General features: G+C 63.3%; 11 protein-coding genes and 1 pseudogene. 5 read left to right on the top strand and 7 right to left on the bottom strand.

What is annotated here, in order from left to right; genetic code table 11:
- Nucleotides 1–9 precede the first annotated feature (9 nt).
- Together D3227_RS27005 and D3227_RS27000 are read right to left on the bottom strand one after the other, a co-directional pair.
- Nucleotides 10–1,545, bottom strand: a complete 1,536-nt coding sequence (locus tag D3227_RS27005) for a hypothetical protein (RefSeq protein ID WP_120017316.1) — start codon at nt 1,543–1,545, stop codon at nt 10–12.
- Between the two features lie 107 nt (nt 1,546–1,652).
- Complete coding sequence (locus tag D3227_RS27000; RefSeq protein ID WP_120017315.1) at nt 1,653–2,228, bottom strand: GNAT family N-acetyltransferase; 576 nt, start codon at nt 2,226–2,228, stop codon at nt 1,653–1,655.
- 68 nt (nt 2,229–2,296) lie between these two features.
- On the opposite strand from D3227_RS27000, the gene D3227_RS26995 reads away from it, so the two are divergent.
- Nucleotides 2,297–3,625, top strand: coding sequence for a DNA polymerase IV (locus tag D3227_RS26995; protein ID WP_120017314.1), 1,329 nt, complete (start codon nt 2,297–2,299; stop codon nt 3,623–3,625).
- A 32-nt stretch (nt 3,626–3,657) separates the two neighbouring features.
- On the opposite strand, the gene D3227_RS26990 is transcribed toward D3227_RS26995, so the two are convergent.
- Nucleotides 3,658–4,161 (bottom strand): hypothetical protein, encoded by a 504-nt coding sequence (locus D3227_RS26990; RefSeq protein WP_120017313.1) that lies wholly within the window; start codon nt 4,159–4,161, stop codon nt 3,658–3,660.
- Nucleotides 4,162–4,362: 201 nt separating this feature from the next.
- Between D3227_RS26990 and D3227_RS26985 the strand changes: the two genes are divergently transcribed.
- Nucleotides 4,363–5,244 carry a DMT family transporter gene (locus D3227_RS26985; RefSeq protein ID WP_120017312.1) on the top strand — a complete coding sequence of 294 codons (882 nt, stop codon included), beginning with the start codon at nt 4,363–4,365 and terminating at the stop codon, nt 5,242–5,244.
- A gap of 10 nt (nt 5,245–5,254) precedes the next feature.
- Here D3227_RS26985 and D3227_RS26980 read toward each other — a convergent pair whose 3' ends face one another.
- From D3227_RS26980 to dnaE, 3 genes are all read right to left on the bottom strand, one after another.
- The gene (locus D3227_RS26980) at nt 5,255–6,058 is read right to left on the bottom strand and encodes a potassium channel family protein (protein WP_120017311.1); all 804 of its coding nucleotides are present in this window, start codon (nt 6,056–6,058) and stop codon (nt 5,255–5,257) included.
- A 58-nt stretch (nt 6,059–6,116) separates the two neighbouring features.
- Nucleotides 6,117–6,515, bottom strand: coding sequence for a nuclear transport factor 2 family protein (locus D3227_RS26975; protein WP_120017310.1), 399 nt, complete (start codon nt 6,513–6,515; stop codon nt 6,117–6,119).
- A gap of 157 nt (nt 6,516–6,672) precedes the next feature.
- On the bottom strand, nt 6,673–10,200 hold the full coding sequence (gene dnaE, locus D3227_RS26970) for a DNA polymerase III subunit alpha (RefSeq protein WP_120017383.1): 3,528 nt from the start codon (nt 10,198–10,200) through the stop codon (nt 6,673–6,675).
- 164 nt (nt 10,201–10,364) lie between these two features.
- On the opposite strand from dnaE, the gene D3227_RS26965 reads away from it, so the two are divergent.
- Nucleotides 10,365–10,592, top strand: a complete 228-nt coding sequence (locus D3227_RS26965; RefSeq protein WP_120017309.1) for a hypothetical protein — start codon at nt 10,365–10,367, stop codon at nt 10,590–10,592.
- A 118-nt stretch (nt 10,593–10,710) separates the two neighbouring features.
- On the top strand, nt 10,711–11,049 hold the full coding sequence (locus tag D3227_RS26960; RefSeq protein WP_245451896.1) for a hypothetical protein: 339 nt from the start codon (nt 10,711–10,713) through the stop codon (nt 11,047–11,049).
- Nucleotides 11,050–11,106: 57 nt separating this feature from the next.
- Here the strand turns inward: D3227_RS26960 and D3227_RS26955 are convergent, their stop codons facing one another.
- Nucleotides 11,107–13,119, bottom strand: a complete 2,013-nt coding sequence (locus D3227_RS26955; RefSeq protein WP_120017307.1) for an acetyl-CoA carboxylase biotin carboxylase subunit — start codon at nt 13,117–13,119, stop codon at nt 11,107–11,109.
- 255 nt (nt 13,120–13,374) lie between these two features.
- Here D3227_RS26955 and D3227_RS26950 point away from each other — a divergent pair.
- Nucleotides 13,375–13,513 (top strand): annotated as a pseudogene (locus D3227_RS26950) (S-(hydroxymethyl)glutathione dehydrogenase); the annotation flags it as partial.

Here is a 13,513-nt window from a genome sequence, read left to right as displayed (position 1 = left end):
CCTGAGCACTCAGGGTTTCAGCTTCGCTCCTGCTCCGCCGTCCTCGCCCGAGTCATCCTGATCGGTGCCGTCATCCTGGTCGGTACTGTCATCTGTGACAGGATCGGCCTGCTTCAGCATGGCGCCGTTGACGGTGACCGAACCGTCCGGCTTGGCGTTGATTGCCCATTCGATACGGCCGTCCGGCAGCGTCTTGCCAAATCCCTTGATGGCCAACGCGATCGGAAAATACTGCGCCGCCTCGGGCTCGGTCTTGGCCGCCTCCTGCAGGCTCGCCACGATCTTGTCATAGCCGGCGACATCGATCGTCACATTTGCATCGGGCTTCTCACCGGGGAAGGTCATCTCGCCCTCGAGCGCTACCTCGATATTGCCGTTTTTCACCGTGCTGTGCCCGATGACGAGCTTCGGCGCCTTGGCCAGGAAATCGGCCGAAATCTGATCGCCGAAATCAGCCGGCAGCGGTGGATTCTTATTGAGATCAAGGGTCTCGATAGTCTTCTTCGCCATGCTGTCGAGGTCGATATTCGCACCGCCGAAGTTGAGATCGATATCAGTGGGCAGCAAAGCCACGCTCCAGCTGGGCAGGAGGTGCGCCGGGATCGTCAGCCCCGAAGCCTTGATCGCATAATTGATCTTTCCGTCCTGGGCGATGCCGTCCATTCCGAACGCCGTGCTCAGCTGCGCTGCGCCGAAATTGCCGACCGGACTTTCGACCGCGAAATCCTTGAACCCGTAGGCTCCGTCGAGCCTTTCCCACAAGGGCAGCGCCGCCAGAAGAAGCGACTTGAGCTGCGCCTGGTTTGCTTTCAGCGCGGCCTCGTCTTCATTGGCCACGGCGAATGCCAGAAGGTCGAGCAGCGGCTTTGTCCGCATTCCCTTGCCGTTTGCATCCACCGACAGTTCCGGCGACTTCACGGTGACCGGAAATTTCATCCCACTCTCAGGATCGTCGAACTTGATCGCTTCCACGAAGCTCGACATCTTCTGCGTCATTGTCACGTCGACGCCGCCATTCGCGGACTTGGTCGCGGCAAAGTTTGCCGTGCTGGCGCCGGCGCTGACATCCATGTGCTGCTTGGCATCCTTGGACGTCATCGTCATGCCGGCCATCGTGCTGGAGCCGCTGGTGAACGCGGCCAGATCGGGATTGTAGACGCCGTTGCCTTTGCCGTCCTTGATCGTGAACTGGGTGCTTTGCAAACCTTCCGGCCCGTTGACCTCGAGGGACCCGGTCTGCGAGAAATCCATCGAGACGTCCCAGGATCCGTCACTGCGCGGCTTCACCATCATGGCGTAGGGGGCAAAGTCCAGCTTCACGAGCTTCTGTTCCGGCAAGGCTTTGATCAGCGCCTTGAGATCAAACGTTATCCTGTAAGCGTCGCCTTCAACCGAGACCTTGAGCACGCCTTTCTCGATCGCCTGTTTGCCGACATAGCGGGACAGATCTTCGGAAAGTTGCTTCGCGCCCTGGCTGTCGACGGTCTGGGCGAAGGCAGGCGCGCCGAGCGCGAGAACGAAAACAAATGGCAAAACACGCTTCACGTCGCTTCTCCCTTTGGCCTTTGCAGGCAAAAATCACATCTTGCTTCTGTTAGGGAAATACCATCACAGCCGCAAGACGAAGACCAGTACGCTGGGTGATCGCTTTCCTAAAGCACCAGCCGCATCAGCGGCCGCCCCGGCTTGCGTTCGACAAGCCGTTCGAATCCGGCCTTCTCGAACACCCGCGACGAGCCGACGAACAGGCCGATCGAGCGCGAATCGCGCGACAGGTCGATCGGGCAGGCCTCGACCAGCCGCGCGCCGTTTTCCCGCGCAAACGCGATGCCGCCCTCGACAAGGCGATGGCTGATGCCCCTGCCGCGCGCCTTGACGCGGATAAAGAAGCACGAGATCGCCCAGACGCCCGGGTCGCCGGCGTCGGCCGCATCGACGGGAGCCGACCCCCTGCCCTGATTGTTCCATTCGGGCACGTCGGCGCGCGGGCCGATCTGCATCCAGCCGACCGCCTTGCCATCCTCGAACGCCAGCAGCCCGGGCGGTGGCCCGGCTTCGATCCGCGCCTTGATATGGTCCTTGTTGCGCTCCCGGTCGCTCGCGCGGCGCACCGCCGGCGCCAGCCGGAAATGCGTGCACCAGCAGCCGTAACAGGCGCCCTGCTTGCCGAAAAGATCCTCGAAATCCGCCCACAGTTCGGGCGCCAGCGGCGCGATGGTCGTGCTCATGAACTCTCTCCCCGGCTAACCGCTTGTGGCGGCTTCCGTCCTGACGTACCATTGCATCTGTTCTCTTTATGTTCGCAGCGATGGCGGCTCCTGTCAACAATCCCGATCACGGTTTTTGCCGCGACTGCCTGACCTTTCAGCGCAGCGAGACGCGCCGCTGCGAGCGTTGCGGCAGTCCACGGCTTGCCCGCCATCCCGAGCTCTACCGGCTGCATCTTGCCCATATCGACTGCGATGCGTTCTACGCGGCCATCGAGAAGCGCGACAACCCGGCGCTGAAGGACCGGCCGGTGATCGTCGGCGGCGGCAAGCGCGGCGTCGTCTCCACCGCCTGCTACATCGCCCGCATCCATGGCGTGCGCTCGGCGATGCCGATGTTCAAGGCGCTCGAGGCCTGCCCGGAAGCGGTCGTCATCCCGCCGGACATGGAAAAATATGTCCGTGTCGGCCGCGAGGTGCGGGCGCTCATGCAGGCGCTGACGCCGCTGGTCGAGCCGCTCTCCATCGACGAGGCGTTTCTCGATCTTTCCGGCACCGAGCGCCTGCATGGCATGCCGCCTGCCGTCGTGTTGGCGCGCTTCGCGCTGACGGTGGAAAAGGAACTCGGCATCACGGTTTCGGCGGGCCTCTCCTATTGCAAGTTCCTGGCCAAGGTGGCGTCCGATTTCCGCAAGCCGCGCGGCTTGTCGGTGATCGGCGAGGCCGAGGCGCTCGGCTTCCTGGCCGAACAGCCGGTGACGCTGATCTGGGGCGTCGGAAAAGCCTTCGCCGCAAGCCTGGAGCGCGACGGCATCCGTACCGTCGGCCAGCTGCAGCACATGGAGCGCGGCGACCTGATGCGCCGCTATGGCGTGATGGGCGACCGGCTCTACCATCTATCGCGTGGCGAGGACGACCGCCGCGTCCACCCCGACAGCGACGCCAAGAGCGTGTCGGCGGAGACCACGTTCGACACCGACATTTCAGCCATGGCCGAGCTTGTCCCGGTGCTGCGGGCGCTCTCGGAGAAAGTCTCGGCGCGGCTGAAGAAGTCGGGCATCGCCGGGCGCACGGTGGTGCTGAAGCTGAAGACGCAGGATTTCAAGCTCCGCACCCGCAACCGCCACCTCGGCGACCCGACCCGGCTGGCCGACCGAATCTTCCAGACCGGGCTCGACCTGTTGCGCCGGGAAGCGGATGGGACGAAGTACCGGTTGCTCGGCATCGGCGTCAACGATCTCTCGGACGACGACAAGGCCGATCCGCCCGATCTGGTCGACATCCAATCACGCAAGCGCGCGCTTGCCGAAGGCGCCATCGACACGCTGCGCGGCAAGTTCGGCAAGAAGGCCGTGGAAACCGGCTACACTTTCGGCAAGGGTCGCAGCACCAACCCGCCCGAACCGATCGAGGATTAGCTAGGACCGCCCGGCGACGGCCTGCCTCGCGCTCAGCTACGTTGCAGATCGATGCGGCTGGTCACCACGGTCTTGCCGGTTTTGGGATCGACGTCGGTGACCGTCAGCCGCATGCCGTTGCCTCCGGTTTTCTCGACCGTCAGCCGCGCCTTGCGGTCGCCATTGACCTCCTTCGCCCAGCGAATGCCGAGATTGATCGCATTGCCGGACCGTTTGCCGGCAAGCTGCGCCGGTCCGGTGCGGGACCCGACATAGACGCCCGTGTAGCCCGCGCCGCTCGATTTCAAATCGGCGCTGATGGCACGCGTCACCACGACGAGACCGCGGCATTTGCCATCGAGCGACAGCGAAGTCGCGGTCGCGCCGGAACTGAAGGTGCAGGAAACATTCACTGTCGGCGCCTCTGTGGTCACCTTGACGGTCCCTATGCCGGCGAAGCTGCCCTGGAACGAGCGCAGGAAATCGGCATCGTCGGCACGGGCGTCCGCCGCGGCCATCAGGCCGCCGGCAAAGACGAGGCATGCAAGTGATTTCATCGAACTCTCCCCCGAGAAGTTTATCGGAAATGCGGTGCGTCCAGCGAAGCTGGTAATACGCAGACTCAAGGAACGCCTGCCAAGACTGCAGGTTCCGCCTCCAACATGACTGTTTTTTAACGCGCGGATTCCTGCGGCTGGCCCAGTCGAATGCGTCGACTAGCGGTTGCGGCAAAAGTCGTGGCTTGCGACATAGCGCGCATGGCACCCGTCCCCTCGATCCCCAAAGCCGCGTTCTGGATGGCCCTGTCGATCGCCTCGTTCCTGGCGATGTCGGTCGCGGGTCGCGCCACGACGGCCGAGCTCAACGTCTTCCAGGTTCTGGAATTGCGCTCGGTGATCGGCTTCTTCATCCTGCTGCCGCTGGTGATGACGAATGGCGGCTTTGCAGCGATGCGTACCGAGCGGCCGCTGGCTCATCTTGCCCGCAACGTGGTCCACTATGCGGGCCAGGCTGCGTGGCTCTATGCGCTGACGCTGATCCCACTGGCTGTGCTGATCTCGATCGAATTCACCACGCCGATCTGGACCGCGGTCCTGGCGGTCAGCTTCCTGGGCGAAAAACTGTCGCGGCCAAGGCTCGCGGCAATCGTGTTGGGGCTGGTCGGCGTGGTGATCATCGTTCGCCCGGGCGTCGGTTCCATCGACCCCGGACATCTTGTTGTGCTGGGCGCGGCGGTCTGCTTCGGCATCTCGGTGGTCATGGTTAAGTCGCTGACGCGCACCGACAGCGTCGTGCGCATCATCTTCTGGATGCTGATCATCCAGTCGGTGCTCGGCCTCATCCCGGCGCTCTACGTGTGGCGCAACCCGCCGATCGAGCTCTGGCCATGGATCCTGCTCGTCGCCTTCACCGGCATGTCGTCGCATTTCTGCATGGCCCGCGCGCTTGCCCATGCCGATGCCACCGTCATCTCGCCGATGGATTTCTTGCGCGTGCCGCTGTCGGCGCTGATCGGCTGGCTGCTCTACCACGAACAGATCGACGCTTTCACCGCCGGCGGCGCCCTGCTGATCCTGTTGGGCAATCTGCTCAATCTGCAGCGCAAGGCGCCGCAACCGGCCGAGGTCGCCACGTCGTAGCCCTGCCCTGTCAGTTCCCCTCGTCCGGTATGTTCAGCAGATGGCCGCAGGCCTTGCAGTGGACGGCATCCGGCTCATGCCGCTGCAACCCACATTGCGGGCAGGGAAAGAACACCTTGGTTGGACGGAAGATCGCCTGAGCCAGCTTCACGAACAGCGATATGCCGATGATCATGGTGGCGATCGCCGTCAGCTTGCCTGCTATTCCCGGCAGCACGATGTCGCCAAAGCCGGTGGTCGTCACCGTGGCGACGGTGAAATAGAGGGCGTCGATGTAACCTTCGAGACCTGCCTGGGTGCGGAAGAAGAAGGTGTAGACAAAGCCGGTAACGACGAAGAGGAAGGTCAAAAGATTGATCACCGCCTGGCTTGCCTCGCGCCACGGCTTCAGCCCGCGCATCTCGAAATGCCGCCACAGCGAGCCGCTGCGCGATAGCGACCACAGCCTGAGGATGCGCAGGAAGGCGAGATTCGCGAAGGCCGTGGGCATCAGCAGCGTCAGAAGGATGAAGATATCGACCCAGGAGGTCGGCTGCCTGATCAGCCGCAGCATGTCGTTGGAGGCAAGCAGGCGGGCGATCATGTCGGCGGCGACGAGTGCTGCCACCGAATAGTCGAGCCAGAGGAACGACGGTTTGTCCTGCAGGACCGGCGTGGCGATGAAGAAGGCGATGATGGCGAGGTCGATGATCACCGCCACCAGCTGGAAACGGAAGGCGGCCGGAGTGCGCCCGTGGTAAAGCCTGCGCAGCTTGTCACGCAGGCGCGCCATCGCTGAGCTTTGCTGCAAGCCGTCCTTGTCCGCCGCTTTCATGACGATTGCGTAGCGTCCGCAGCCAAGGCCGTCCAGTGGTTAAGGCTGCCGGAGATCCTCAGCCTTCCACCGCCGCGCCGTCAGGCCCGACAAGACGCCAGGCCGTGGCGGTATCGTAAACGAACCGCTCCTCGGCGATCCGGTCGCCGCGCCAGCGCTGCAACGCCACCTCTTCCAGCCGCCGCACAGTCCCTGTCTTGTCAATCCTGTCGAAAGTCCATCGGATGGCGACATGGTCGCCATCGACCAGGAACGTCTGAACCGGATGCGTGTGCATCTTCTCGATCCGGTCCAGCGCTGCTTGCTCATGCGCCATCAGTATATCGATCCCGCGCCGCGGAACGCCAAGATTCTCCTGCATGGTCGCATCCTCATGGTAGAAGTCGGCGATCGCCTTGACATGGCTGCCTTCGACCACCTCCTTGAGGAAGGCTTCAACGCGTTCGCGGCTGGGCATGATTGTTCATTCCTTTGTCGTTCTTTCGGGCGTGCTCAACGCATGTGGTTCAAACCGGTCCCACTTCAACCACGCCCTGCACGCTGGGCCTATCAGCCACGATGTCAGGCCCAGAGTCCGTTCATACCGTCGGCAAACGGGTCGCCCCGAAGATCCGCTAGACCAGTTCGACCTCGACCACGCCCTGCACCGCGCGCATGGCGGATGCGATTTGCGGCGAGACGCGATAGCCGCCTGGCAAGGCGATCTCGACCTCGCCCTGCGCCTCTCCCTTGAGGACAATAATGCTGACCTGGCTGTCGCCACGCTGTTTGAGCTGCGATTGAATGATCGATGCTGGCCCGTCGTCTCTGACAAAGACGCGCAGCGCCTTCTGGATGCGGCTGGCCTCGTCTTCCAGCGACTGCACCGAGTTGATCCGCAAATTGACGCCTTCCGGCCTGTCTTCGGCCGAAACGGTGATCACCACCGAGCGGCCGGGTTCCAAAAGGTCGCGAAATTGTGCCAGCCCCTCGGAGAACAGCACCGCCTCATATTGGCCCGACGTGTCGGAAAACTGGACGACGCCCATCTTGTTGCCGGTGCGCGTCTTGCGCTCCTGCTTGGTGGTGACGGTGCCGGCAAGCCGGCCGGCGGCGGCACCGCGTTTGACGGCGGCCGAGAACTCGCCCCAGTTCTGCACCCGCATCTTCTGGAGTGCGGCCTTGTACTCGTCGAGCGGATGCGCCGAGAGATAGAAACCGACCACCTGGAATTCCCTGTGCAGCCGGTCGGCGGCCAGCCACGGTTCGGTCGCCGGCAGGTTGAGCGCCTGCGACTGGGCGCCGAGCGAGACACCGAAAATGTCGGCTTGACCGGAAACGGCATTCTGCAGCGCCAGCGACGCCAGTCCCATCATCCGCTCGACACCGGCCATCATGGCGGCGCGGTCGTGGCCGAAACAGTCGAGCGCGCCGGCCATGACCAGGCTTTCGAAGACGCGCTTGCCGACGATCTTCGGATCGACCCTCTCGCAGAAATCGGCAAGGTTCTTGAACGGCTTTTCGCCGCGCATCGCGACGATGTGCTCGACCGCCGCATCGCCAACGCCTTTCAGCGCCGCCAGCGAATAGAAGATCTTGTTCTCGCCGACCTCGAAGTCGCGGAAACTGGTCATCACCGACGGCGCCAGCACCTGGATGCCAAGGCGCAGCGCGTCCTGGCGGAAATCCGCGAGCTTGTCGGTGTTGCCCATGTCGAGCGTCATCGACGCCGCCAGGAATTCCACTGGATAATGCGCTTTCAGATAGGCCGTCTGGTAAGACACCACGGCATAGGCCGCGGCGTGCGACTTGTTGAAACCATAGTCGGCAAATTTTGCCAGCAAGTCGAAAATGAAGTCGGCTTGCGGCTTGCCGACGCCGCGCTCGACGGCGCCCGAGACGAAACGCTCGCGCTGCTTGTCCATCTCGGCGCGGATCTTTTTGCCCATGGCGCGGCGCAAAAGGTCGGCTTCGCCGAGCGAATAGCCGGACAGTTCCTGCGCGATCTGCATGACCTGTTCCTGGTAGACGATGACGCCTTGCGTCTCCTTCACCAGATGGTCGATCTTGGGATGGATCGAGGCCATCTCCTCCTCGCCATGCTTTCTGGCGTTGTAGGTCGGGATGTTCTCCATCGGGCCCGGACGGTAGAGTGCGACCAGCGCGATGATGTCCTCGATGCAGTCGGGCCGCATGCCGATCAGCGCCTTGCGCATGCCGGCGCTTTCCACCTGGAACACGCCGACCACTTCGCCGCGCGACAGCATGGCATAGGTGTCGGGGTCGTCGAGCGGGATGCGGGCGAGATCGATCTCGATGCCGCGGCGGCGGATCAACTTGACCGCCGTCTCCAGCACCGTCAGAGTCTTCAGGCCGAGGAAGTCGAACTTTACCAGCCCGGCCTGCTCGACATATTTCATGTTGAACTGGGTGACCGGCATATCCGAGCGCGGATCGCGGTACATCGGCACCAGTTCCGACAGCGGCCGGTCGCCGATGACGATGCCGGCGGCGTGCGTCGAGGCGTGGCGGTAGAGCCCTTCCAGCTTCTGCGCCATGTCGAGCAGTGTCTGGACGATCGGCTCCTTTTCCGCCTCCTCGGCAAAGCGCGGCTCGTTGGCGATGGCGTCGGCGAGCTTGACCGGATTGGCCGGGTTCTGCGGCACCATCTTGGAGAGCTTGTCGACCTGGCCATAGGGCATCTGCAGCACGCGGCCAACGTCGCGCAGCACGGCTCGCGCCTGCAGCGTACCGAAGGTGATGATCTGGCCGACCTGGTCGCGGCCGTATTTCTGCTGGACGTAGCGGATCACCTCCTCGCGCCGGTCCTGGCAGAAGTCGATGTCGAAGTCGGGCATCGAGACGCGGTCCGGATTGAGGAAGCGCTCGAACAGCAGCGAGAAACGCAACGGATCGATGTCGGTGATGGTAGTCGAATAGGCGACCAGCGAGCCAGCGCCCGAACCACGGCCCGGGCCGACCGGAATGCCTTGCGCCTTCGCCCATTTGATGAAGTCGGCAACGATCAGGAAATAGCCGGGGAATTTCATCTTCTCGATGATGCCGAGTTCGAAATCCAGCCGTTCGCGATACTGCTCGGCCGTGTAGCCGGCGGTGGGTCCATGCGCCGCCAGCCGCGCATCGAGCCCTTCATGGGCCTGGCGGCGCAGTTCGTCGGCCTCCGCCTTCAGCGCCGTTTCATTGTCGGCGCCATCGCCACCGGTAAAACGTGGCAGGATCGGGTTGCGGTTCTTGGGATAGTAGGAGCAGCGCAGCGCGATCTCGACCGTGTTGTCGATCGCTTCCGGCAAGTCGGAAAACAGCCTGGCCATGTCGGCCTGGCTGCGCAGGCAATTGTCCGGCGACAGCCGGCGGCGGTTGTCGGCCGCAACGACCGAGCCCTCGGCGATGGCGATCAACGCATCATGCGCCTCGTAGTCGTCGCGGGCGGAGAAGAACGCCTCGTTGGTGGCAACCAGCGGGAGATCGTGGCTGTAGGCAAGATCGACCGTCGATTTTTCGATTGTCCTGTCGTAGCCGGAAACCCGCTCCAGCTCGACATAGAGCCGGTCGCCGAACAGCGCCTTCAGCGTCAGCAGTCGTGCCTCGGCAAGATCGCGGCGATCTTCCTTCAAGGCGCTGCCGATCGGACCGCGTGGCCCGCCGGTCAGGCAGATCAGGCCATCGCATTGTCCCTGCAGCATGTCGGTCGTCAGGTGTACAGGCTCGCCGGGCGGCGTGTGGAGATAAACCCGGCTGACGAGGCGGACCAGATTGGCATAGCCGGCCTCGGTCGCGGCAATCAGCACCACGGCGCGCATCTCCGGTCCCTGCCGCCGGCGGTCGCGCTGGCCGTCGCTGTTTTCACCGGAAAATGCGAGATCGATCTGACAGCCGATGATCGGCTGGATGCCGTCCTTGACCGCCTTCTGCGCGAACTCCAGCGCCCCGAACAGATTGTTGGTGTCGGTGACGGCGATCGCCGGACATTCGTCCTCGACCGCGTGGCCGACGATCTTGCCGAGCTGCAAGGCGCCTTCCAGCAGCGAATAGGCCGAATGCACGCGCAGGTGAATGAAGGGCCGCGCCGGCGCCTCCGGCCTCGACGCCTTCTCATAGGCCTCACGCAGCAACGGATCGCGCGTCATTTTCTCGTCTGCCACCCGGCCTGCCTTCAATCTGATCCGCGAATCTTGGTCTGTCGCCCTAATCTAGGCGTCCCGGCAACGAGCCGCCAGCGTTCCGTGTGAAGAGCTTCATGGTTGATCTGCAACAGCTCCCACAAACTGCCGGATGTAGAGGAAGTTTTTTTACGAGGAGAATTTCCATGGCTAGTCGTTTTGTCGTCGATCTATCCGGTCTCAAGCTCTCCAAGAGCATGGACGAGAAGCTGGCAAAGACCATTCAGCAGGCGGTGCTGGCGTCGATTGCCGACACCCGCGCACAACCGGACGTCGTCCTGCGCTTCCCGAAGGAATGGCTCGGCCTGGTTGCGCATATCGACCAGCTCAAGCTTCCCTCCGTCGAGAAAGAGATCGGCGGGTTGATCCGCTGACGCAATGTCATTCGCGCAGGCAAATGGCAAAAAGGGCACGGCGAGCCCGAAGATCGCCGATCACGGCGAAAAGTCATGTCCAAGCGCTCGCGCCGAGCCGGGAGCCCTTTTGATAGGCGTGGTCGGAGCCGACGGCCTTGTGCAGCCGATCCCGACCCGGCTCGAGATCGACGAGGATTTCGTCGAGCAGGCGAGCAAATCGGGCGTGCCCGAAGCGCGTTTCCGATTTGGCGGACGTTGCGTCGAGGGCAAGTGCAAGCAATGGACCGGCAATTCCTGCGGCGTCATCGAAAAGGTGCTGACAGGGATGGCCGACCAGAATATCGCGCCGGCCGAAAACCTGCCGCGCTGCATCATCCGCGGCACATGCCGCTGGTACAGCCAGCGCGGCGCGGACACCTGCCGTGCCTGCATCTATGTCGTCACCGATCAGAGCGCGCTGGTGGCACACGCCTGATGTGACCTCACGGGGGGCGGGCTTTCCGGGCCTGCCCTCCTTCATTCCGTTGCGAAATCAGGCGAATTCCATGATCACTGCGTCAACGGCGAGGCTGTCGCCGGGCTTGGCGTTGAGCTTCGACACGGTGAGGTCACGCTCGGCGCGCAGCACATTTTCCATCTTCATCGCCTCGACCACGGCCAGCGTCTCGCCGGCCTTGACCTCCTGCCCCTCGGCGACGGCGATCGACACGACAAGACCAGGCATCGGGCAGAGCAACATTTTCGACGTATCAGGCGGCACTTTTTCCGGCATCAGCCTTTCAAGCTCCGCGATGCGCGGCAGCATGGCGCGAGCCGTCACCGACATGCCCTTCCAGGCGATGCGCAGACCATTCGGCACCGGCCGGACCTGTGCGGCAACCCTGCGGTCGTCGACCGTACCCCGCCAGATGAGATCGCCCGGCCGCCAGTCGGAGGCCACGGTCAGCGCCTTGCCGCCGTCGATCGACAGGTCGAGTTCCATCGGGATCGAGATCATGCCTTCGATGATGGCGGCCGAAAGATAGTCGGCGCCGATCTTCACCACCCAGTCCCGCTTCAGAATGCCGGAATGCGGCGCCAGCCGCCCGCCCAGCCGGTCGAGCCGGTCACGACGCAGCAATTCAACGGCGGTCGCGATCGACGCCAGCACCGCCTTTTCCTCGCTATCGGGCACGATCGGCGCGAAGCCATCGGGATATTCTTCCGCGATGAAGCCGGTCGACAGCCGCCCCTCCCGCCAGCGCGGATGCTGCATGAGCGCGGCCAGGAACGGAATGTTGTGCTCGATGCCGTCGACGACAAAACTGTCCAGCGCTTCCGACATGGCGTCGATGGCCTTGAGCCGCGTCGGCGCCCAGGTGCAGAGCTTTGCCACCATCGGGTCATAGAACATCGAAATCTCCGACCCCTCAGTAACGCCGGTGTCGTTGCGAATGACGGTATCGCCGAATGTCCCCTCCTCCGGCGGCCGATATCTGGTCAGCCGGCCGATCGACGGCAGGAAATTGCGGTACGGATCTTCGGCATAGAGCCGGCTTTCCACCGCCCAGCCGTTCAGCTTCACTTCGCTTTGCTTGATCGCGAGCTTTTCGCCGGCCGCCACGCGGATCATCTGCTCGACCAGGTCGATGCCGGTGACGAGCTCCGTCACCGGGTGCTCGACCTGCAATCGCGTATTCATTTCAAGGAAATAGAAGTTCTTGTCCTTGTCGACGATGAACTCGACCGTGCCGGCGCTCTGGTAGTCGACCGCTTTGGCCAGCGCCACCGACTGCTCGCCCATGGCCTTCCTGGTCTTGGCGTCGAGGAACGGCGACGGCGCTTCCTCGGCGACCTTCTGGTTGCGCCGTTGGATCGAGCATTCGCGCTCGCCGAGGTAGAGCGCGTTGCCATGCGCATCGGCCAGCACCTGGATCTCGATATGGCGCGGATCCACCACGAACTTCTCGATGAAGACGCGGTCGTCGCCGAACGAGCTCTTGGCCTCAGACCGCGCCCGGTCGAAGCCGTCGCGCACCTCCGCTTGGCTCCAGGCGATACGCATGCCCTTGCCGCCACCGCCGGCCGACGCCTTGATCATCACGGGATAGCCGATCTCGCCGGCGATCTTTTCGGCATGGTCGGCATTCTCGATGACGCCGAGCCAGCCAGGCACGGTCGACACCTTGGCGGCGCTGGCGAACTTCTTCGATTCGATCTTGTCGCCCATCGCCTTGATCGCTTTGGGCTTCGGGCCGATGAAGACGATTGCTTCCTCCTCCAGCGCCTCGCAGAACGACGCACGCTCCGACAGGAAGCCGTAGCCGGGATGCACGGCCTGCGCCCCGGTTTGCTTGCAAGCGGCAATGATCTTTTCCGGCACCAGATAGCTCTGCGCCGCCGGCGCAGGCCCGATATGCACCGCTTCGTCGGCCATCTCGACATGCACGGCGTCGCGATCGGCATCCGAATAGACCGCGACGGTGGCGATGCCCATCTTGCGCGCCGTCTTGATGACACGGCAGGCGATCTCGCCGCGATTGGCGATCAGGATCTTCTTGAACATACTGAATTCATGTCCTCCGGAGGAACCAGTTCTATGGACTCTCCAGCCATGTCTCAAGTGCCCCGGCAGTCCACCCAGCGCCTTCAGGCCGGTGCGTCGAAAAACGTCGCAAGGGAAGTTGGCCACTATCGCCGAAGCCTATAAGGTGGTGTGGGCTCACTGCGGAGGGCTGGCGGGCATTTCGCCTCGCCGGGCAGGCTCAACAAGCCGGCCACAACCTGAAATTCTGTCGATTGCCTTGGGAGGAACTGCCTGATGAAAACCCGCGCCGCTGTCGCTGTCGCCGCCGGAAAGCCGCTGGAGATCATGGAGGTCGACCTCGACGGCCCGCGCGACGGCGAGGTGCTGGTCGAGATCAAGGCGACCGGCATCTGCCACACCGACGAGTTCACGC

The sequence above is a fragment of the Mesorhizobium waimense genome, assembly GCF_003601975.1.
GTDB classification, from domain to species: Bacteria; Pseudomonadota; Alphaproteobacteria; order Rhizobiales; family Rhizobiaceae; genus Mesorhizobium; species Mesorhizobium waimense.
Note: the sequence above shows the minus strand (reverse complement) of the source record. Positions and strands in the feature narration are given on the sequence as shown.